Source organism: Chloracidobacterium sp. D (genome assembly GCF_018304685.1).
GTDB classification, from domain to species: Bacteria; Acidobacteriota; Blastocatellia; order Chloracidobacteriales; family Chloracidobacteriaceae; genus Chloracidobacterium; species Chloracidobacterium thermophilum.
In genome coordinates this window covers 312,156-333,114 of the sequence record NZ_CP072634.1, presented here as the reverse complement: position 1 = coordinate 333,114, position 20,959 = coordinate 312,156, and the positions used below count along the sequence as shown (strand labels likewise).

Genomic DNA, 20,959 nt, shown 5'->3' with positions numbered 1-20,959 from the left:
GGTCTGCCCTGATTCTCTGTCAAACCTTTGGTTGGCACACTGCCCTTTGGTCCATGGAATCCACCTGCACCATTGTCGTCTATCTCTATCCCGGCATGACGGCTCTCGATGCCATTGGCCCCTACGAGATTTTGCGTGGGCTGCCGGGTGCGGTCGTGCAGTTTGTCGCCCGGCAACGGGGACCCGTCACCGTTGACTCAACCTTTCTGCGCCTTCATGCCGACCTGATCTGTGATGAGGTCACACGGGCAGACATCCTCGTGGTTCCGGGCGGCAACGCACCGGCGCAAATGCGCAACCCGGACACCCTGGCGTGGTTACGCCGCATGTATCCCACCACACGCTGGACGCTCAGCGTGTGTACCGGCTCATTGATTCTGGCTGCGGCTGGGATTCTCACCGGCGGCGAAGCGGCCACCCACTGGTCAGCCCGCGAGACGCTGCGGCAGTTTGGCATCACGCCCAGCCAGGCGCGTGTTGTCCGCCGGGGCAACATTCTCACGGCGGCCGGTGTTTCGGCCGGGATTGACGCCGCTCTGACACTCGCTGCGCTCGAATGCGGGCAGGAAACGGCCGAACTCATGCAGCTTTTTATTGAATATGCACCCCAGCCACCCTTCACGGCCGGGACACCGGAAACAGCCGGCCCCGGAATTGTGGCACGCGCCGAGGCTTTCCTCCGCCGGGACGCCGCGCCGTAGCCGCCCATGGGCCGTAGCCGCCCATGGAAAGCCCCCCATGGCCAATCCAGCGCGGCGTGTCCGTACGGCAGCAGCCAGAGCCGACATGCGCCGCCATGGTAATCCCTCACAACACAATCCTGCACCCCCGGCAGGCATCAGAGGGTTCGCCCGTGGGGCTTCCCTGGCTTGAAAGCCCCAAAAACTTTGCATCCTGATGTTCGATGCAATAAACCTCCCGCAACTCTGTGGCCGCGGGGAGTGTTTCCAAAAAACATTCATCCGGGCCAAACCACTGGTCGTATGTCTGCCATGTGCGGCATACGCGCACTCAAGAAGCCGTCGTGCGGTTTCGTCACACCGTTCGACATCGTTGTAACGCAGTTTTTTCACATTTTCGGAGGATGTGATTCCAATGAAAGAACGCGACCTGACCAACAAGTACCTGGAAGTCGGTGAACTCATTCAACGCGGCCGCCGGGCGGCGCTCAAGGCGGGCGTGGTGGGCCTCGGGGCCAGCGCCTTCACCATGCTCGGCAGCTCACTTCTGACGCCATCCGTAGCCCTTGGGCGCGGACAGGGCCGGCGACGTGAAGATTGCCAACGTGGCGCTCAACCTTGAACACCAGGCGATTGCCGCTTATGGCGTCGGCGCCAGTACGGGACTGCTCGAAGGTCCGGCGCTGGCGGCGGCCAAGCTGTTTATGAGCCACCACGAAGCGCACCGGGACTCCCTTATCAGTGTCATCAAGAAGTTTGGCGGGACGCCCGTTGAGCCGAAGAAAGACCCCAAGGAATATGAAGCCATTGCGGAAGCCGTGCCGAACATCAAGTCAGCCACGGACATTCTCGAATTTGCCCTGACGCTTGAAGAGCAGGCGGCTGGGGCCTACATCGGGGTCCTGACGTCATTCTCGGACAAAGAACTGATTCCGGTGCTGGCCGGTATCGGCGCGGCCGAGGCGCAGCATGCCGCACTCCTGCGTTTCGTTCTCCAGAAGGACCCGCTGCTTCAGGGGCCGGTCGTTAAATAGGCTGTCCAACCAGTCCAACTTGGGCTAACCCTGTGCCACAACTCCCGCCCCTGCCCACGTGTGTGTCGGCAGGGGCTTTTTACTCCCCGGAGACATTATGACCACTCTCAAATCACTCCTGCTGGCACTCGCGCTGCTTGGCGCTCTGGCGACCAGCCTGACCGCGGCCGTTGCGCAAAAAGGCAAAGCAACCGGAAACGCCGCCACCGGCAGGCAGTTGTTTGCTGAAACCTGTGCCCCCTGCCACAGTGCAACGAGCAAAACGACCAATATCGGGCCCGGCTTGCAGGGATTGTTCAAAGGCAGGAAAATGCCGGCCACCAATCGCCCGGTTTCGGTTGCCGTCGTCAAAGCCCAGATTCAGAAAGGCGGCGGCGGAATGCCGGCCTTTGGTAGCAAGTACACGGCCCAGCAACTCGATGATCTCATCGCTTACCTGCGCACGCTCTAGGACTGATGCCAACTCCCAAAGCACCCGAATCGCTCACCTACGAGGCGGCTCTGGCCGAACTGGAGCAGATTGTCCAGCAGATGGAGGACGGACAGCTTCCACTGGAAGCGGCGCTCGATCTTTTTGAGCGGGGGATGATGCTGGCGCGTCACTGCCGTGACCGGCTTCTGGCGGCCGAGCAGCGGATTGAAATCATTCTCAAGTCTGCCGATGGGAGCGTCATCACTGCTCCCTTCGCCCCCACAGGCGACGATGCCGACAATGAATGAAGCCGCCGTCCGTTTCCCCGAAACCACATCCGTCACCCTGACGGTTCACCATCTGTGTGGCGGACTGGCTGGGAAGCAGCAGGTCATCCGGCACCTTCCAGTCGTCATCGGACGTTCGCACCGCTGCGAGGTACGCCTGGCCCCCGACGACACGGCAGCTTCCGGCCGCCACGCCCGACTTTCCTTTGATGGCACTGCCATCTGGATTGAAGACCTGGAAAGCACCAACGGCACGCGCCTCAACGGCAACGACGTTACCCGGGCCAGCCTGACCAGCGGCGATGAAATCGAACTCGGATGTGGCGGCCCACGGTTGCGCATCACCTTCGATTGGCCGGCGGCGCAGTGGATTGGCAATGCGCAGAGCGAGACCTATGTTCTCGGCACCTGTGAATTCCCGCTGCCTTCCCCCTGGCGCTTCCCGGTGTATGGGCTTGGACTGTTGTTGCTCCTGCTCCCGCTGTGGCTTGGCAGCCTGTTGACCGCCGTACTGCTGATGCCGCCTGGTATCCTGGCCCTGCTTCTGGCGTGGAGCATGGCGCGGGTCAACCTCACCATTACCCCATCCCACATCGAATATCAGGGTATCTGGCAACAGGTGACATTACCCTGGCCGGAAGTAACACACCTGCAGGCCCGCCTGCGCGCCCAAGGGAGGGCCACCTACGCCATCGTCGGCAAGACCCGGCGCATCCACTTCCGGCCGCCGAATAACGCCAGCGGCATCGAGCTGGCGCAACTCATCGTGCGCCGGACGGGCAGGCAGTGGGAAACACGTACATCCCGGTAAAAACCGGGCCGGTAAAAACTGAATCCAAACTCAAATTTCCCGATTGCGTCATGGCTTGACCGGACATACAATTTCGCCGCTGCCGGGCGTGCGACGGCAAATGCCGTCCAGACGCCTGTGGCTTGACAGAGACTTCATCCGCCGGGAACAACGTTGCCATGATTGCCCAACTCGAAGCGCCACGCGCCGCGCGGACCCTGCCAGGTGCCAACATCTACCGCTTTCGGACGGACGCCCTCCGGTTCTTCCAAGGCCTGTATCGCCGCTATGGTGACATCGTGCAGTTCCGCCTGGGGAGCGAGCGGGTGTTCATGGTGAGCAACCCCGACTACATCCGGGACATTCTTGTTACCAACCACAAAAACTTCATCAAGGGGCGCGGCCTGCAACGGGCGCGCAAGTTTCTGGGCAACGGTCTGCTCACCAGCGAAGGTGAGTTTCACAAACGGCAGCGCCGGCTGTCGCAGCCGGCCTTTCACCGGGAGCGCATTGCGCTCTATGCGCGCATCATGGCCCAGTATGCGGCCGAAATGCGCGATGAATGGCAGCCCGGCGAACAACACGACATGGCCAAGGAAATGATGCGGCTGACGCTGCGGGTGGTCGCCAAAACGCTGTTTGATGCTGAAGTCAAGAATGAATCCGATGAGATTGGAGCGGCACTGACGACCGTCATTGAACTGTTTTCCGCCGTCATGACGCTGCCCTTCTTCGAGCTGATCGAAAAACTCCCGTTGCCCTTCAACCATCGCTTCCGTGCAGCGCAGGCGCGGCTGGATGAAACCGTCTATCGCATCATCAGGGAACGCCGCCGCACCAGCGAAGACCGGGGAGACCTGCTTTCGATGCTGCTCATCGCCCAGGACGAAGAAGGCGACGGCACGGGGATGACCGATGAACAGCTCCGCGATGAAGCGATGACGATCTTCCTTGCCGGCCACGAAACCACGGCCAATGCCCTCACCTGGACGTGGTATCTGCTGTCGCAGCATCCCGAAGTCGAAGCCCGCCTGCACGCTGAAGTGGATGCCGTTTTAGGTGGACGCCTGCCCACGGCCGCCGATTATGGCAAGCTCAAGTACACGGAAATGGTCTTTGCCGAAAGCATGCGGCTGTATCCGCCTGCCTGGGTCTTCGGACGGCGCGCCCTCGAAGCCTTTTCGCTGGGCAACTACCGCCTGCCGGCGCGCGCGCTGATTCTCATGAGTCCGTATGTTGTCCAGCGCCGCTCAGATTTCTACCCGGCACCGGAGCGTTTCATCCCCGAACGCTGGACGCCGGAAGAAAGGGAAAAACGTCCGAAGTTCAGTTACTTTCCTTTCGGTGGCGGCCCGCGCGCCTGTATTGGCGAAGGGTTCGCCTGGATGGAAGGCGTACTCATTCTGGCCACTCTGGCGCAGAAGTGGCGCCTACGCCTAGCCCCTGAAGCGCGCGTCGTGCCGGAGCCGCTCATCACCCTGCGTCCGAAGTACGGCATGCCGATGATCCTTGAAGCCCGGGCATGACGGCTGTTGCCATTGTTCCGGCCGGCGGGCTTGGCGTCCGGTTTGGCGCTGACCGCCCGAAACAGTTTCTCGAACTTGCCGGTCGTCCCATCATCATTCACACGCTGCGCCGGTTGGCGGCCTGCCCGGATGTAAGCCACATCGTCGTGGCGTTGCCGCCGACGGCGCGGCCGGTGTTTGCCGCCCTGCTGGAAACCTTCCCCGTTGAAAAACCCATCACGGCTGTTGCCGGTGGAGCCGAGCGGCAGGAATCAGTACGGCTGGCGCTGGCGGCCGTCCCCGACGGAACCTCAGTGGTCGTAGTCCACGATGCTGTACGGCCCTTTGCCACGACAGAACTCATCACCGCCACAATAGCTGCTGCCCGGGCCGACCGCGCGGCTGTGGTCGGGCACCCGGCCACGGACACCATCAAGCTGGTACAGGACGGGTTGGCCTACGAAACCCCTCCCCGTTCAACCCTCTATGCGGTGCAGACGCCGCAGGCCTTTGAGACCGGACTGCTCCGGGACGCCCACGCGCGCGCCGCAGCCGAACAGGTGACAGCAACCGATGACGCCATGCTGGTTGAACGGTTGGGCGTGCCGGTACGGATCGTGCCCGGACCGCGCTGGAATCTAAAAATCACCCACCCGGACGATCTGCCGCTGGCTGATTTTCTCTGGCAACGCCTCGCACGCGAATCAACGTAGCCACGCCAACTTCTCCAGCCCTTTTGTCCTGCTTTCCACTTCGCCGGTGCGCACAAGACAGGCCGCAAGGCAGGCGTGGCAGGCCACGCGGTGCGACTACAGGCTGGCGAAGTTGTGGAGCAGGCGTAAGCCAACCTGGTGGCTCTTTTCAGGATGAAACTGCACGCCCATGATGTTGTCATACGCGACAACGCTGGCGTAGCGCAGACCGTAGTCAGTAGCACCCAGAACCTGCCCGGAAACCCGTGGCGCGGCGTAGTACGAATGCACGAAGTAGAAAAAGGCACCGTCGGAAATGCCTTTCCACAGGGGATGCGCCTGAGTCTGGATGACCTGATTCCATCCGACGTGGGGCACGGGCCGGACTTCGGCTGGAAAGCGCAGCACCTCGCCTTCAAGCAATCCCAATCCGGCGTGGCGGCCAAACTCATGCCCGGTCTCAAAGAGCATCTGGAAGCCCACACAGACGCCAAGCAGTGGGACACCCGACCGGGACACCGACCGGACGACCGGTTCGAGTCCCCGCGACCGGAGTTCATCCATGGCCGCGCCGAAAGCCCCCACACCGGGCAGCACCAAGTGCGTTGCCTGGTAAACCACTTCCGGGTCAGACGAAATCCGGGCTGCAATACCCAAGTGGGCAAAGGCACGCTCCAGGTTGCGCAGGTTGCCGACGCCGTAATCGAGAATGACGAGCCGGGGGTTACGCATCAGTCACGGGCATTGGTGGGAACAGGCGTCCGGTTGCGCTGGGCCATCTGCTCGGTGACGACATAGCCAGGACGCGCTCGCACTCTGGCTTCAGGGAGATTGACGCGCACCCGTACCCGGCGATACCCCGGCTGGTCGAGTCCGCGTGTCGGGTAGTAGCCCAGAACATAGACGTGGCGTAACTCCTCGGCAATGTTTCTGAAGATCGTCCGCGCCGTACCAACATCGGTGAACGGATTGTGCGTCCCGCCGGAAATTGTGGCGATGTCCCGCAGGAAGGTCTCCTCAATCCCCATCACCGACGGTTCCTGCCGGCTGCTGCCGCCCCCCTGGGGTGGATCGTCCAGCGGGAAGAACGGGCCACGGCGTGGACGGCGCCCCGGCAGTGGAAATGGGAATGGGAACGGAAACTGAATTGAAGGTTGAATAAGGCTTGGGTCGGCGGCTGGATACTGTACGGTATAGACGAGCACATCGGATTCAGCCACACGGTCGAGAACATCCCGCGGCTTGTAGTGCCGGCTCGTCGTATCCTCACCATCAGTCAGCAGAATCATGGCCTTGCGGCCTTCGATGGGCGCCAGATAGCCCTCCAGAATTTGCTGGGCCGCGTCATAGAGCCGGGTGCCGCCTTCAATTCTGGCGCTCGCCACGGCTTGCCGGAGCGTCATCTGGTTGCTGGTAAAGGGACAGAGCTGCCGAATCTTGTCCGAGAAGGTAAAGACGCTGACCTTGTCATCCGGGCGGATGTAGTCAATGAAGGCATTGGCCGCACTGCACATGTTGTCAATGCTCAGGTAGGCGCTGCGGCTGACATCGAGCACCAGGGCGACGTGAAAAGGCACCTGCTCGGACGCAAAAAAGGTGATTTCCTGGGGTACGTTGTCTTCCAGCAGGGAGAATTGGTTTTTCCGCAGAAACGGCAGGTAGCGGTTGTAGTCGTCACTGACGATAACCGGAATCGTGACCAGCGTCGCCTGAATGGTGATGATGTCATCGTCAACGTCAGCAGCCGGCGGCCGCGCGGACGGAGACGGCACGGACGGGCGTGGGGCGTCCTCCCCACGCCGCCCCAGGCTGGGGCGCGGGCGGGAAGTCGGAGGCGCGGTGTCTTCTCCTTCGGGAGCTGGTGAAGGCTCTGCCGGTGGACGCGGAGAGACAACCCGTGGACGTGTAACCTGTCGGCCCGACTGGGCCAAAGCAGCCGGGAAGGGCCCGGTCACCATCCCCAGCAGGGCAAGCAGTGCCAATCCGCGCCGGATGACCTGGTTTCTGACGTATCCCTTGGCTCTCATGGGTGTGTTCCTGACCTGAACCTGGACAACTGACACCTCAGACGAGCGAAATGCTCATCCCGTTGTAGAAACCGCGATTTGTTGAATCAGAATTTTGTGGCTCGGGCCAGATAGAGCTGTTCCAGCGCCACCACAGCGTGGCTGAGCGTGTAGCGCCCAACGGACTGCTGCCCTGCCCTGACCAACCGCTGACACAGCACTGTATCACAGGCCAGCCGACACAGGGCAGCCGCCCATCCCTTCACATCCCGCACGCCCACCCGCAAGCCATTTTCTTCGTGGGCGACCAACTCCGCCAACCCACCCACGTCGGAGACGACCACCGGCACACCGGCGGCCCAGGCTTCAAGGACGCCCAGCGAAAACGCCTCATTCCGGGAGGGAATGGCCACGACGTCACAGGCAAAAAGCAGGGCCGGCACATCTTCGACGAAGCCCAGAAAGCTCACCTGAGCCGTCAAACCGGCCGTCCGGGCCTGCTGCTGCAAGCGGGCGAGATAAGCAGCATCGGCGTTTCCGGCCAGCACCAGATGAAGCTGTGGTATCCGGCGACGGGCCAGTTCCAGGGCAAAGAGCAACGTCGCCTGTCCCTTGTCTGGCTCCAGCCGATTGAGACAGCCGACAATAAACCCGTCCCGGGGCAGGCCGAACCGCTGGCGGCAGCCTGCCCGGTCAAAGACTGCCGGGCGGCGAAAACGGCTGGAATCCACCCAGTTCGGGATGACCACGAACCGCCGGTCATCCCATCCGAGCGATGCCTTGAGCTGGTCACGCACATAGCCCGATACGGCAATGAACCGTTCCGCCACACTCAACCACCAGGCATACAGCCGATGCCCGTTCAACGGCGCATAGTGGTGACGGGTCAGAAACAGGGCCGGGCGGTGGTTTCCCCACTGGCGTTGCCAGCGGACGACGCCGGCGGCTACCGGATAGTCGCGCGCGTAGTGGGCATGCAGAATGTCTATGCGATGTGCGCGCACCAGGCGCACCAGCGACCACATCGCCCCCGGATCAAGCGCATGACGCACACGGAGCGGATGCAGCACAACGGATGGCTGCGCTCCGGCGGCTTCGCGCAACCTTCGGGCCAGAGCCCCGTCGGCCGGGGTGGCCACGTGCAGCCGATGTCCACGGGCAGCCAAGGCGAGGACGAGTTCCAGCACGTGCTGCTCCCCGCCGCCAAAGCCGTCACCCGAACTCACGTGCAGGATGTTCATCCGCGCCGCTTGACCATGTACGGATTCACCCGTGGGTCGAAGCGGAACTGATCGTGTCCGCCGACGAACACGATGCACCCCACCAGCAAGGCGACCAGATGATGGAAGTGAACGGCCTCCCAGCGCATGACGGGATGCACCTGGATGGTCAGCAGACGGCGTGACAGCGAAGCGTGGTGCGTGTTGAGTTGCGCCCGCTCGAACTGCACTTCGAGCAGATCGTGCTTGTAGAACTCCCGGCGTACGTGAAGCGAAAAATCACCGGGGTGGCGATTATCCCGGCGCAGCCGCACGAAAAACCGGCCGGCCGGTAACTCGATGGTCATCCGGGCGCGATGCGGATTGCGCCGGCGGTTGATCCGCAACCGGGACAACCCCTGGGTGTCATCCCGAACGGTGAGTTCATAGCCCATGCGCGCGACACTCACATCGAGCGTCAGGCCGTCGGCCTGCGCCACGTACCGTCCGGCGCGCCGGCGCTGCCACACCAGATGCGCCAGAACCTGATCAGCCTGCCGCAGGGCAAACAACGGACGCCGGATGCCTGTCCGTTCGACAATGATCGTGCCGGTTTTCCATTCGTGAAAGTCCGGCCGGGGTTCGTGCGGAGTGGAAGCCGAAAGTGCCTTCATGCGTTGCGTGCCGGCTCAAACCGGCTGAATCGGTCAGGATAGGGTGGCGAGCGCGGCGGGCTTCATCAGTTTTTTGTAGCCATCTTCGCTCTCTGTCCACTTGAGAATTTCTGACACCCGCCAGATGGGGAAGGGATGCGTGCGCCCACTGGCAATCTGCCACGTCCAGAAACGGTCAACGAAGTTGCTCTCATTGCGCTGGTCGAAGGCGCGGGCCTGGGCAATGAATTCCTCGTGATTGAGCCGCGAGGTCAGCGTCCCCCCGGCCAGCTTCATCATGAGTTTGGTCAGTACGTGCGGCTCCTGAACGACGAGCTGGGCGGCGCGGTCGCAGCTCAACTCAGCCTTCTGATACCAGGTCAGCAGGGCACTGCGCACGGGCCAAGTCAGCAGATCAGAAACTCCCGGCGGCAGCGGCGCGCGGGACAGCGCATAGCTGCCAAGTTGAAACAGCAGTTCGGCAGCGACCTTGTAGAGCAGGTGGTGACAGTGGATGTGTCCCAGTTCGTGGGCTATGACGGCCAGCACCTCGATGTCATCGAGCCGTTCGATGAGCGGCGTAAACAACACGATGAAGGGACGCTCGACGCCGCTCGTGAAGGCATTGAAGCCCAGCCCGCCGCCACCCAGGGGATTCGTCACACTGAGATACAGCTCCGGCAACTCCCGGATGCCAAGGGTCTGGCAGGCGACTTCCAGTTTGGCATGCAGGTCAGGACACTGTTTTTCCGAAACCTTGACGCCGTTGGCCGTAAACATCACCCGCAGGTAGGTTTCGCCCGTGATTTCGAGCGCCTTTTTGAGCAGCGGATCAATGCCCGGAATGAGCTGCAGGGTCTCCAGCGCCTGGGAGTCGAGCGGGTGGATATACTCGCGCGGTGACAGTCCCGGAAACTTGCGATGTGTCTGCTCATCCAGCGGCAGCCGGCAGCGGCCGCAGCGGACGCCGGCCCGTGGCGTCCAGTCGGCGCGGACGCGATTGCGCTGCCCACAGTAACGGCACCGCACTTCCCGGTTCCGGTCAGGCGTCCCATTTACAGCCTCAACAGTGGCAGGTGTCGCCGTGGCCGCAGCAGCCTCCCCGGACGCCGCCGTGGGGTTTCGGCCCGGCGCAGTTTCCCCGGAGGCTTCCCCGGATACCCGGTCCGTATCCGGCGCAGAATCTGCTTCCGATTCGGGTTGGGGCGAAAGAGGCTCATCAGACGGCATGGCAGGTGTCCTTGAACACGAATGATTACGGAAAACCGATGGGGAGTTTCAGCTTGCTTGATTTTGCCCGGTCGGGCAACCCAAGCCAGCCGGCCGGGCAGCAGCGCCCGGACGGACTGAAGCTGATCCACGGTTCAAACCGCCCCTAGTAAGCTCGTGCAAAGATAGCCTGGGTGCGGGTCGGCCGCCCGGTCATAAAGCACGTTCCCACCTGGTCAGGCTGGTCGAGCGGAATGCACCGGAGCGTCGCTCTGGTTTCTTCCTTGATCTGACGTTCGAGTGCGGCATCGCCATCCCACCACACCCGTGCGAAACCTGTCTCGATGGCTTCCTTGAAAGCATTGTAGTCGGACACGTCATGGAGGCGGGCATCCCGAAAGGCCCTGGCCTTGGCGAGCATGGCGAGTTGGATGTCCTCCAGCATGGAGGCAATGGTGACAATGGCACCTTCACGGCCCACTACCGACTTGCCCTCCTTGCCTGGACGATCCCGCCGCGCCAGCACGACGACGCCCTTTTCCACATCCTTCGGCCCGATCTCGATGCGCAGGGGAACGCCGCGCATTTCCCAGTCATTGAACTTGAAGCCGGGCGTCAACCCTTCCCGCGTATCGAGTTTGACCCGAATGCCCACCTTGACCATTTCCTGATACAGGCCCGTGGCGGATTCCATCACCCGCGCACGTTCGTCCTCGTTTTTGTGAATCGGAACAACGACCACCTGAATCGGCGCCAGGCGGGGCGGCAGAACCAGGCCCTGGTCGTCGCCGTGCACCATGATGATCGCGCCCACGATCCGCGTGGACATCCCCCACGACGTTGTCCAGCAGTATTTCCGTTCACCGTCGCGGTCAAGAAACTGGATGTCAAACGCCCTGGCAAAATTCTGCCCCAGGTTGTGGGAAGTACCGGCCTGGAGCGCCTTGCCGTCGCCCATCATGGCTTCAATCGAGTAGGTACGGTCGGCGCCGGCAAAACGCTCCGACTCGGACTTGATACCGGGAATGACCGGCAGCGCCGCCTCGTTGACGGCAAAATCGGTATAGACATCGAGCATCTGGCGGGTTTCGGCTTCGGCTTCCTCGAAGGTGGCGTGCGCCGTGTGCCCTTCCTGCCAGAAAAATTCCAGCGTGCGCAGAAAGAGTTTCGTCCGCAGTTCCCACCGGACGACGCTGCACCACTGGTTGATAAGCACCGGCAGGTCGCGGTAGGACTGAATCCACCTGGCGTATGCGTGCCCGATGACCGTCTCCGACGTTGGGCGCACCACAAGCGGTTCTTCGAGTTCTTTGTTACCGCCAATCGTGACCACGGCCAGTTCGGGCGAGAACCCTTCGACGTGCGAGGCTTCGCGTTCCAGAAAGCTCTTTGGAATGAGCAGGGGAAAAGCAGCGTTGAGATGGCCCGTGGCCTTGAAGCGGCGGTCGAGCGCCGCCTGAATGTTTTCCCACAGCGCCCAGCCGTAGGGCCGGACGATCATGCAACCGCGCACCGGGGCGTAATCCGCAAGCTCGGCGCGGAGGACCAACTGGTTGTACCACTCATTGAAGTCCTCGGCGCGCGTCGGCAGTTTTTGTTCAGACATGGAAAGAAGTTGGAGCGTTGCAACAGAGAGTTTGTAGGCAGGGGAATCCTGGCACCGGGTATGTGTTTACCTTGCCCGCGCCGACAGGTCAACGGGCGCAACTCGAAGCGTTCAGAAGCTCGCATTCGCGGCCGGCGAAAATCACTAGCTTAGCGGGCTGCATTGCGCGTATCGTTGAGCGCAGTCCTGGCAGGGCAGGGCCATGCCCCCTGGCGTGCCAGACAGGACTGCTGTCACTGGATTGTTTGCCTTATGAAAGTCATTGTCATTGGTGCTGGCCTGGCAGGACTGGCGTGTGCCGTTGAATTGGCCGACAACGGCTACGAAGTGGAAGTGCTGGAGAAGCGTCCGGTGCTGGGTGGACGGGTCTCCTCCTGGCTGGACAAAGACGGCGACTGGGTTGAAACGGCCCCGCATGTCATCCGGGGCAGCTACAAATCCCTCATCGCCCTTATGGAGCGGGTGGGCATTGCCGACCGCATCAAGTGGAAGAAGCAGCAACTGGTGTATGCCAGCAAGGGCGGAAAAATCTCCAACATCTCTTTTTCGCCCTCGGCCGGACCCGTCGAAATTCTGCGTTCGATGATTGGCAGCGACCTGCTCGGCTTCGGCGACAAACTCAAGCTGCTGACGGGTCTGCTACCGGCCTTTACTGGCGACAAGAACTTCATCGAAAACCAGGATGTCAAAAACTTCAGCGACTGGGCAGCCAACCTGGGCGTCAACCGGGAAGCCATCGGACGGTTTTTCGATCCGCTGTCACGGACGGTCAGTTTCCTGCGTCCCGATGAAGTTTCGGCGCGGGTCATCATTTTCCAGATGGCCTCAATTGCCCAGGGGTTCAACGCCACGCGCATCGGCTTTCTCGATGGCGACCCCTGCCAGCGGCTCTTTCAACCTATCCAGGCCTATCTCGAAAAACGTGGAGCCCGCATTCGTACGAATACCCGGCTGGCGCGGATTGACTTCTCAAACGACGCTCCCCGTGCGCTGGGGCTGGAACTGACCAACGGTGAATACCTCACGGCTGATGTCTATGTCTCGGCCATGGAACTGCACGCGCTGCGGGAGGTCCTGCCGGGTCAGGCCTGGAGTTATCCCTTCTTTTCGCGGCTCTGGCAGGTTGAAGAAATCCCGGTCATCACCGTCCAGCTTCGCTTTGACCGCCAGGTGATTGCCCTCGACAACGCCGTATTCGCCATCGGAACGGTGATGTCGCTCGTCGTCAACCTGTCGGTCACGAGTCCAGGCTATGCCGATGATGTGTGTCTGATTGAAATGATCGTCGCCCCGGCCAAGGACCTCTTCCACCTCGACGATGGTGAAATCGTCCGCCTGTGCCTCGACGACCTCACCGAACTCTTCCCGGAAGTCGCCCAGGCGAATCTCGTCAAAAGCACCGTGGTGCGGATTCCCCAGGCGCTGTATCGTTGTGAACCGGGCGCGGAAAGCCGCCGCCCGTCCCAGAAAACGCCCATTGAGAATTTCTTTCTCTGCGGCGACTTTACCCACCACGGGTACACACCGAGTATGGAAGGGGCCACGCTGTCCGGTTTTCGTGCCGCGCAGATGATCATGGATGCTTACGGGCGCAATCTCCAGTGGCACGGCGGCACGCCGCCGAGCTAGGCGTCAAACCAGGGACTGGCTTCCTGAACAAACGGACGCGCGACACTGCGCGTCCGGTCTTCTGAATCGTCATGGACGTCACCATCATTGGCGCGGGCCTGGCTGGACTTACAGCGGCTTACACTCTGACGCGGCATGGCTTCAACTGTGAAGTTTTGGAGAAAAGCCGCGCGCTGGGTGGACGCATGGCCACCCGTCGCCACGAGGACACCTCTTTCGACCACGGAGCACAGTACTTCACGGTCAAGACGACTGCCTTTGCCGATTTTCTGCACGAAGTCGGCGTCACTGAAGCCATGGCACCTCTGGCGGCCCCGGTCGTGAGTTACCCCTTTCACGACCTGGCTGCGGCTCTGGCGGACGCCAGTCAGCCCGAAGTCAGTGCCATTCCCGGTTTTCCACACCGCTACGTGTTTCGCTCCGGGATGACCACCCTGGCCAAAGCCATTGTGGCTCGAATGGGGGAGTTCCGGGTGGTCCGGGAGTGCTTCGTTGAAGCCATTGCCTGGGACGCAACACTGCGCCGGTGGGACATCCATACCCGTGGAGACAACACGACCCTGGGCGGCATCCGCCCGGCAGACTGGGTCATCCTGGCGCTTCCGGCGCCACAGGCTGCCCAGCTTCTGGCGCGCAGCCATCCCCTCCCAGCACCTTTCACCGTGCTGCAAAAGGCTTTGGAAGAGGTGACGTATCACCCCTGTATCACTGTGGTCTGGGGCGCGCCACCAAACACAGCATACCCCGGCGTTGGCGCGCTGCGGGCTGCGTCCGAGGATTACCCCATTGGCTGGCTGGCCTGGCTTGACCGGCTTGCACCGTACCGGGTGCCTGACGGAGACAGCGTTGTCATTGCCCAGTTTGGTCCGGCAGCGAGCCGCAGCCTGCTTGACCAGCCGGAAGGAATGGTCATCCAGGCTCTGGCAAGCACGTTGAGTGAGCAATTCCAGCTTGACCTGCCGACACTCCGGTGGGTGAACATCAAACAGTGGCGTTATGCCAACCCGGCAGTGTCCCTGTCAAACCTGGACGCCATAACGGCGGTCGCTGACTTCAACCTGGACATCTGTGGCGACTATCTGCTCGGCGGGCGGGTCGAGGCGGCTTTTCTCAGTGGCGTGGCTGCGGCTGAACGCTTCACACAAAGGACGTGCCAGCCCTGACGCTTTGCTTGGGCGAAAATGTCGCTGGCAGTCACAGTTTGTTTACTTTGGGATTGCCCTGTGTGCCCTAGCTGACAACGGCATTGATTTTATGGGCCAGGTTCATGTCCAGCATGGTCAGCCCGCCCACGTCGTGCGTCCAGAGCGTCAGCGTGACCTGGTTCCAGTTGTGCAGCAGGATATCCGGGTGGTGATTGGCTTCTTCAGCCAGTTTTCCGACCCGGTTGACGAAATCCAAGGCATCCGCAAAGTTGCGAAAGGTCAGTGTCCGCACCAGACGACCGGACTGACACTGCCAGGCCGGCAAATCACCGAGCTGTTTTTCCAACTCGGCAGCCTCAAGCACCATTGGACGTGTCCTGGACATGCGCTGTTCCCCTTGTTCAGATTGACAGTTCTGAAAGCACCTGGATCAACTGCTCGCGCCGGAATGGCTTGGGAATGAAGCCATCAAAGCCGTGGAGCGCAATCCGTTCCCGTTCGGCCGCGCCCGTGTAGGCCGTCAGCGCCACGATTTTCGATCTGGCCAACTCCGGCTCGGCACGCAGTATGTTGAATGTGGCAAAGCCATCCATGCCCGGCATGCCAATATCGAGCAGCACGACATCCGGCTTCGTGGCCCGGGCCGTTTCGAGGCCGCGCACCCCGCTCGTCGCCAGGTAGGGGCAATATCCGGCAGCGCTGACAACGGCCCCCAGCAGCTTCAGCAGGTTTTCATCATCATCTATGACAAGTACCTTTTTGGCCTTCGTGGCCGGTGCTGAGCCTTTATCCACGCCGCCAACTGGACTGGTCAACGTCGTTGGGGTCGGCACAGTGGTCAGGCCCGGAGCAGGCAGTTGAATCAGGATGCTCATCCCGGCATCACGTGGCTCGATGGCCAGCGCTCCTCCTTCACGTGCGATGAGAAGCCGTGCCAGTTTCAGTCCCCCCATCTTGGTGTTTGCATCCGGCGTCTGGGCACTTTCCACCCTCAACTGACCAGCCGCATTGAAGTGCACTCTCACCACGGCCGCTTCCGGCAACACCTGAAGGGCATACCGCAGGACCAGCCACAGGGCCTGCCGCACGGCCGGGGAGACCGTCACAGCGGGAGCCTGCTCTTCCGCCTCAATCACGAGTGATTGCTGTCGCGGCTGGGCCACCAACTCCAGGCCATGGCCGATACGGTGCAGTGTCTCCAGCAAGTCCGTAGAGGCCGGTGCCAGCCCCTCGGCTTCCCCAAACCGGGCCAGTTCACTGTAGTCATCGAGAAGTTGCAGCATTTTTCCCGCCGCCGACCGGATATGCCGGATGCCTTCCTGTTGTTGCTGCGCATCGGTGATTCCCTCGGCGAACCACTCCGTCCAGCCCAAAATTGCCGCAAGTGGGGCACGCAACTCGTGGGACAAGCTCTGAAGGAGAGTGAACGGAGAGAGCGTCACCAGCAAGTCCGTCAGAGGCTCGTTGGACGGCGGCAGTGACTGCGACATACGTAATTCTTCCCAGTGTTCTCTGTGCAACTGCGCCTTTCTCCGGGAGCAAGGCAGAGACCCAACGAAAGCAAGAAAGGAAAACGAACCGAATGATTCACCTCAGAATGTACTTGGGTGCCAGCTTTGCCGTCAGGAGACCGGACGATGCCGTTTCTGGCACGCACTATACCACACTTTGTGTCTGGAGATGGTTCGGCGACAGTGAATGCCGACCCCCGGCCGACCGATACCACCACAGCACAAGCTGTAGTGTCGTGCATCCCCTGTCCGCTTTGTGCTTCCATAAGACCCATGACGCGGCTCAACGCCGGACGTGACAGAACCGGTATGACACAGCATGAAGCCCTGATGCGTGAAACTTTATGCCTTGCCGAGCAGGGACGGGGGCGGGTCAGCCCCCGCCCGCTGGTTGGCTCCCTCGTCGTCCGCGACGGGGTCATTGTGGGACGCGGTTTTTATCATGAACCGGAACCCACCCACGCCGAGGTCTGGGCGCTGCGTGAAGCCGGCTCTTTGGCTCAGGGTGCAACCTTGTATGTCAATCTCGAACCCTGCTCTCACTACGGACGCACCCCACCCTGCACCGAAGCCATCATTGCGGCCGGGATCAAGCGCGTCGTAGCCAGCATCCGTGACCCCAACCCACAGGTCAACGGACGCGGCTTTGCCCGGCTGTGCGCAGCCGGCATCGAAGTGCTGACGGACGTGCTTCCCGTGGAAGGCACCCGGCTCAATGAAGTCTTCCTCATCAATCAGCTCGAACAGCGCCCGTTCGTACATCTCAAACTGGCCACGAGTCTCGATGGCCGCATCGCCACCCACACCGGCGCTTCCCAGTGGATTACAGGTGCCGCAGCACGCGCGGCCGGGCAGGCGCTACGGCATGGCTACGATGCCATTGCGGTCGGCACGGGTACGGTTCTGGCCGACAACCCGCAGCTTACGGACCGTACCGGACAGTACCGCCACCGCCCGCTCGTCCGGGTCGTGTTTGATTCAGCGCGGGTACGCCTTCCCGTGACGGCGCATGTCGTCCAGACGGCCCAGGTATGTCCAACCTGGCTGGTCACTGTTGCTTCCCCACAGCGGCTGGAAGACCTGTCCCGGCTCGAACAGCACGGCGTCCGTGTTTTTTACGTGGAAGCCGATGAGCATGGCCGTCCACACCTGCCGGCGGCGCTGAATCGGCTTTTCGCCGAGGGTATTGCCAGCCTGCTTGTCGAAGGTGGCAGCACGCTGGCCGGAGCCTTTGTGGATGCCCGCCTGGTTGACAAAGTCACCTGCTTTCTTGCGCCGCGCATCATTGGCGGCGGCGGACTGAATGCCATCGGAGGGCAGGGTGCGACCACGCTCGAAGAAACCCTGAACCTGACGGATGGCACCATCGAGCCGGTCGGCACAGACTTTGCCCTCACCGGCTATGCCAGCCAGACGATGGCGCACCTGCTGGCTGCGGCGCGGGCCGCCGCTGACCGGCATCACGAGCGGACGCCAAACGCATTGGCAAACCACTGGAGTCCATCCGGCGTACCGCTTGACTCCGGGTGAAACAAAACCCCTTCACAGGGGTGCGTTCGGTGACGGAAGCCAAGCAGCGTGCCGGTTGGCGTCGCGGCTGTCATCTCCAGCGCCTCCGGCAGGTTCTCTGACCCCAGACGCGGAAGACGGGGCACCCAGGCGCGAAAGCGGTATTTGAGATTGCCAAACGCCAGACAACCATCGTGGCAGACCTCGACCAGTCCCGGACTCACCGGGCGCTCCGGTGGCACCGAAAGCCCCAGCGCCACTCCCAGGGACAACCCCCCCTGGCCAATTCCAAGCAAGGGTGTGCGCCCCAGCCGTGCGGCCACGAGCATGTCTATGACTGGTTGGGATACCGCCGGAGCCTGGCCGGTGACGAGGACGATATGCGTCGGCGCCAGTTCATTTAGCCGGGTGGCATCCGTCAGCGACAGCGGACATACCACCGGATTCCACCCCAGAGCCGCAATGGCGTGGGCGACGGTGAAGGCAACCGAACTTTCATCATCCAGAATGATGATGGTGGGCGTCATGGGGCTGTGGCGCGTTGAAACCGCTACTGACCTGGGCCAATCCCGGCATCGGAAGCGGTCGCCGGCGGCAGCGCCGCGCCTTTGCACCGCCGGACGACCGACTTCAGGTTTTCGTCCTGACTGCGCGCCAGCACCTGGTCAAACAGTTCGTTGGCTGCGGCCGTCCGCCCGTCCAGCCGCAGCATAAAGCCGCGAAACGCCAGCGACGACAGATCGTTGGCATCGTGGGCAACAGCCTGCCGGAAATCATCTTCGGCCAAGGCGTACTCGCGTTGCTCCCAGTGTGCGCGCCCGCGGTAGTTCCAGGCGAAGTTCTTGCAGGCTTCGTCATCGCACAGGCGTGCCGCCTGGGCCAGGTGATCGAGCGCCTCCCCAAACTTCTTCTGGTGATACAGGGCAATGCCAAGATTGAGATGCGCCTTCCCGAATCCGGGAGAGGCATCGAGCGCCGCACGGAAATGGCGCTCGGCCGTGGCGTAGCTTTTTTGGGCAAGCGCCTGAACGCCACTGGCGAAGGCTTCCTTGGCCACATTGGACGGCGCAGTGCCCTCACCGGAGGAAGGCTGGGGCAGGTCCTGGGCTGACCCATTCCGTCGGGGCGGCGTGTCGTCCCGCGTCTGTTGCCCATTATCGCGGGGCCACAGAAAGAAATAGGCCCCCAGCACCCCACCCCCCAGAAGAAGCACCCCGACAAAGGCCACTACCGCCAGAATCATGCCGACCCCACCGCCTGATTTGGCTGCTGGCGCCGCAGAAGGAAAACCGGCCTGCGCCGGCGGATACCCCGGCGGAGGGTAGGCGTGCGGAGCGGCCGGGTACGGCGGCGGTGGTACCTGCCCGGCGGCCGCATCCGGTTGCCTGACTGATCCCCCAACCGGCGGCGGACCGGCTGCCACGGTTGGCAACGGAGCCGCGCGTTCCGTAGCCCCCCACTTGGGAGACGGCGTGGCAGCCGGCGGAGCAGCACTTGGGGTCGTTTGATAGGCTTCCTCACCCGGAAAGGGAGAGGTGCCCGGCGCGAAAGGTGATGTACTCCCGGCGGCCGGCTGCGCCTGCGTTGCTCCAGGGGCAGCCACACCGGGCGCAGCACATCCGGCTTCCAGCTCGCCGATGAAATCCCGCACGGTGGGTGTCCGGCGGTCACGGTGGCGCTGCAGGGCGCGCATCAGGGCCGCCTCGACACCGGGAGGAATCGCCACTCGGGGGTTGACCTTCCACACCGGCAGCGGGTCTTCCGTCAGCCGCTTGACCATGACGGACTGCATGTTGTCGCCGGCAAAGGGCAACTGCCCTGTCAACATCTGGTAAATGATGATGGCCAGGCTGTAGATGTCTGACCGGGGATCGAGCCGCTCGCCGGCCAACTGCTCCGGCGACATGTAGAGTGGCGTCCCTACCACAAATCCGGCCTGAGTCAAATCCTGCCCGCGCTGCGGGGCGTCGCCGGCCATTTTGGCAATCCCAAAGTCGAGTATTTTCACCCAATCGCCATCGTCGCGGCAGGACAGCATGATGTTGTCCGGCTTGAGGTCGCGGTGCACGATATTCATGCGGTGGGCAGCATCCAGGGCGGCACAGGCCTGCCGGGCAATCGCCAGGGTTCGCGCCAGTGGCAGCGGCCCCTCCCGCTGCAGCACGGACGACAACGTTTTGCCTTCGACAAACTCCATGGCGAGGTAATGCAGGCCGTTGTCGTCCCCATAGTCGTAAATCGTCACGGCGTGGGGATGATTCAAAGCGCTCGACATCTGCGCCTCGCGGTTGAAGCGGGCCAGGGCGTCGGGGTCGGCAGCAAAGGAAGCACTGAGAATTTTGATGGCGCACAGGCGATTGACCTTGAGCTGCTCCGCCTTGTACACCGCCCCCATCCCGCCTTCGCCGAGCTTGCTGATGACCCGGAAACGCCCGGCAATCGTTCGTCCAATCAACGGATCACTGGGCGGCGGCGGGGGTATCATGGCAATGGTTTCACTCATGGCAGTGTACTTTCTAAGGTTCAGCCCAATGGCTTGCGGGTTCGCCCTGGCTCTCCTCCGCCCACTTTGCCCTTTTGGAACAGTTCGTGGGGCAGGCTGGCATCCCGCGCCATAAACGCCTGGAAACGTGCGGCTTCGGCGTCCCGGTCGTGAAATTCCAGCAGTGACTGGCGCACCACGGCACGGATGTCGTAGATCATCGTGCCCACGAGCAGACACAGCAGCAATCCGCAGATGAGAAAGTAGCCCACCAGTTGGGAAGGCTGAAACAGCGTACGGAACTCAAGCCCAAACCCCACCAGCGCCGTGACGACAACCAGCAAACCGGCGCTCAGCAACCGGCGGCCCAGCCGCGCCCGCATTGCGTCGGACACCTTGCCATCCAGCCGCGCCTGGCCGTAGCGCCGCAACTCCAGCCACACCAAGGGCAGGAGCACGATGACGACCAGAATAAGCGGAACGAACCCCATGGCATTTTCACCAGTGCGCAGTGCTGGAATGAGCAGTGCCGGTCGCAGGTTGACGCTACCTAAAGGTCTGACCGGTAGCAAGCAGGTTGTCTTGAAGGTGACATTCACGCATGATGACT

At 62.1% G+C, this 20,959-nt stretch carries 22 protein-coding genes; 11 read left to right on the top strand and 11 right to left on the bottom strand.

The window, feature by feature from the left end:
• The first annotated feature begins 53 nt into the window (after positions 1-53).
• The 8 genes from J8C01_RS01400 to ispD all read left to right on the top strand — a co-directional run bounded on the left by J8C01_RS01400 (position 54) and on the right by ispD (position 5,421).
• On the top strand, positions 54-701 hold the full coding sequence (locus J8C01_RS01400; RefSeq protein ID WP_211432142.1) for a DJ-1/PfpI family protein: 648 nt from the start codon (positions 54-56) through the stop codon (positions 699-701).
• A 394-nt stretch (positions 702-1,095) separates the two neighbouring features.
• Positions 1,096-1,302, top strand: coding sequence for a hypothetical protein (locus J8C01_RS01395; RefSeq protein ID WP_211432141.1), 207 nt, complete (start codon positions 1,096-1,098; stop codon positions 1,300-1,302).
• Positions 1,271-1,714, top strand: coding sequence for a ferritin-like domain-containing protein (locus tag J8C01_RS01390; RefSeq protein ID WP_211432140.1), 444 nt, complete (start codon positions 1,271-1,273; stop codon positions 1,712-1,714). Before J8C01_RS01395 ends, J8C01_RS01390 begins: the two co-directional genes overlap by 32 nt.
• Before the next feature lie 97 nt (positions 1,715-1,811).
• Positions 1,812-2,165, top strand: a complete 354-nt coding sequence (locus J8C01_RS01385) for a c-type cytochrome (protein WP_014098785.1) — start codon at positions 1,812-1,814, stop codon at positions 2,163-2,165.
• Between the two features lie 5 nt (positions 2,166-2,170).
• A complete protein-coding gene (gene xseB, locus J8C01_RS01380; protein WP_014098784.1) occupies positions 2,171-2,434 on the top strand; it encodes an exodeoxyribonuclease VII small subunit in 264 nt (87 codons plus the stop codon).
• Entirely contained in the window at positions 2,418-3,224 is an 807-nt protein-coding gene (locus J8C01_RS01375) for an FHA domain-containing protein (protein WP_211432139.1), read from the top strand. The genes xseB and J8C01_RS01375 overlap by 17 nt, the downstream gene beginning before the upstream one ends.
• A 158-nt stretch (positions 3,225-3,382) precedes the next feature.
• Positions 3,383-4,729 carry a cytochrome P450 gene (locus J8C01_RS01370; protein ID WP_211432138.1) on the top strand — a complete coding sequence of 449 codons (1,347 nt, stop codon included), beginning with the start codon at positions 3,383-3,385 and terminating at the stop codon, positions 4,727-4,729.
• Positions 4,726-5,421: a 2-C-methyl-D-erythritol 4-phosphate cytidylyltransferase gene (gene ispD / locus J8C01_RS01365; protein WP_014098781.1), complete on the top strand. Its 696-nt coding sequence runs from the start codon at positions 4,726-4,728 to the stop codon at positions 5,419-5,421. The genes J8C01_RS01370 and ispD overlap by 4 nt, the downstream gene beginning before the upstream one ends.
• Positions 5,422-5,517: 96 nt before the next feature.
• Here the strand turns inward: ispD and hisH are convergent, their stop codons facing one another.
• The 6 genes from hisH to proS all read right to left on the bottom strand — a co-directional run bounded on the left by hisH (position 5,518) and on the right by proS (position 12,073).
• Positions 5,518-6,132, bottom strand: coding sequence for an imidazole glycerol phosphate synthase subunit HisH (gene hisH, locus J8C01_RS01360; protein WP_211432137.1), 615 nt, complete (start codon positions 6,130-6,132; stop codon positions 5,518-5,520).
• Complete coding sequence (locus tag J8C01_RS01355) at positions 6,132-7,427, bottom strand: VWA domain-containing protein (RefSeq protein WP_211432136.1); 1,296 nt, start codon at positions 7,425-7,427, stop codon at positions 6,132-6,134. Before J8C01_RS01355 ends, hisH begins: the two co-directional genes overlap by 1 nt.
• Before the next feature lie 86 nt (positions 7,428-7,513).
• Positions 7,514-8,647, bottom strand: a complete 1,134-nt coding sequence (locus J8C01_RS01350) for a glycosyltransferase family 4 protein (protein ID WP_211432135.1) — start codon at positions 8,645-8,647, stop codon at positions 7,514-7,516.
• The gene (locus J8C01_RS01345) at positions 8,644-9,279 is read right to left on the bottom strand and encodes a hypothetical protein (RefSeq protein ID WP_211432134.1); all 636 of its coding nucleotides are present in this window, start codon (positions 9,277-9,279) and stop codon (positions 8,644-8,646) included. The genes J8C01_RS01350 and J8C01_RS01345 overlap by 4 nt, the downstream gene beginning before the upstream one ends.
• Before the next feature lie 33 nt (positions 9,280-9,312).
• Entirely contained in the window at positions 9,313-10,488 is a 1,176-nt protein-coding gene (locus tag J8C01_RS01340; RefSeq protein ID WP_014098776.1) for a M48 family metallopeptidase, read from the bottom strand.
• A 145-nt stretch (positions 10,489-10,633) separates the two neighbouring features.
• Positions 10,634-12,073, bottom strand: a complete 1,440-nt coding sequence (gene proS / locus J8C01_RS01335; RefSeq protein ID WP_211432133.1) for a proline--tRNA ligase — start codon at positions 12,071-12,073, stop codon at positions 10,634-10,636.
• A gap of 252 nt (positions 12,074-12,325) precedes the next feature.
• On the opposite strand from proS, the gene J8C01_RS01330 reads away from it, so the two are divergent.
• Both J8C01_RS01330 and J8C01_RS01325 read left to right on the top strand, forming a co-directional pair.
• Positions 12,326-13,702: a hydroxysqualene dehydroxylase gene (locus J8C01_RS01330; RefSeq protein WP_014098773.1), complete on the top strand. Its 1,377-nt coding sequence runs from the start codon at positions 12,326-12,328 to the stop codon at positions 13,700-13,702.
• 71 nt (positions 13,703-13,773) lie between these two features.
• Positions 13,774-14,865: an NAD(P)/FAD-dependent oxidoreductase gene (locus J8C01_RS01325; RefSeq protein WP_211432132.1), complete on the top strand. Its 1,092-nt coding sequence runs from the start codon at positions 13,774-13,776 to the stop codon at positions 14,863-14,865.
• A gap of 67 nt (positions 14,866-14,932) precedes the next feature.
• On the opposite strand, the gene J8C01_RS01320 is transcribed toward J8C01_RS01325, so the two are convergent.
• Positions 14,933-15,232 (bottom strand): 4a-hydroxytetrahydrobiopterin dehydratase, encoded by a 300-nt coding sequence (locus J8C01_RS01320; RefSeq protein WP_249355465.1) that lies wholly within the window; start codon positions 15,230-15,232, stop codon positions 14,933-14,935.
• A 16-nt stretch (positions 15,233-15,248) separates the two neighbouring features.
• Positions 15,249-16,337 carry a hybrid sensor histidine kinase/response regulator gene (locus tag J8C01_RS01315; RefSeq protein WP_014098770.1) on the bottom strand — a complete coding sequence of 363 codons (1,089 nt, stop codon included), beginning with the start codon at positions 16,335-16,337 and terminating at the stop codon, positions 15,249-15,251.
• A gap of 294 nt (positions 16,338-16,631) precedes the next feature.
• Between J8C01_RS01315 and ribD the strand changes: the two genes are divergently transcribed.
• Positions 16,632-17,888 carry a bifunctional diaminohydroxyphosphoribosylaminopyrimidine deaminase/5-amino-6-(5-phosphoribosylamino)uracil reductase RibD gene (gene ribD / locus J8C01_RS01310; protein ID WP_249355464.1) on the top strand — a complete coding sequence of 419 codons (1,257 nt, stop codon included), beginning with the start codon at positions 16,632-16,634 and terminating at the stop codon, positions 17,886-17,888.
• On the opposite strand, the gene J8C01_RS01305 is transcribed toward ribD, so the two are convergent.
• From J8C01_RS01305 to J8C01_RS01295, 3 genes are read right to left on the bottom strand one after another with little or no spacing between them, the layout of a single operon-like run.
• Positions 17,819-18,394: an anthranilate synthase component II gene (locus J8C01_RS01305; protein ID WP_211432131.1), complete on the bottom strand. Its 576-nt coding sequence runs from the start codon at positions 18,392-18,394 to the stop codon at positions 17,819-17,821. The genes ribD and J8C01_RS01305 overlap by 70 nt on opposite strands.
• Before the next feature lie 23 nt (positions 18,395-18,417).
• Positions 18,418-20,370, bottom strand: a complete 1,953-nt coding sequence (locus tag J8C01_RS01300) for a serine/threonine-protein kinase (RefSeq protein ID WP_211432130.1) — start codon at positions 20,368-20,370, stop codon at positions 18,418-18,420.
• A 20-nt stretch (positions 20,371-20,390) separates the two neighbouring features.
• Positions 20,391-20,840 (bottom strand): hypothetical protein, encoded by a 450-nt coding sequence (locus tag J8C01_RS01295; RefSeq protein ID WP_211432129.1) that lies wholly within the window; start codon positions 20,838-20,840, stop codon positions 20,391-20,393.
• Positions 20,841-20,959: the final 119 nt, after the last annotated feature.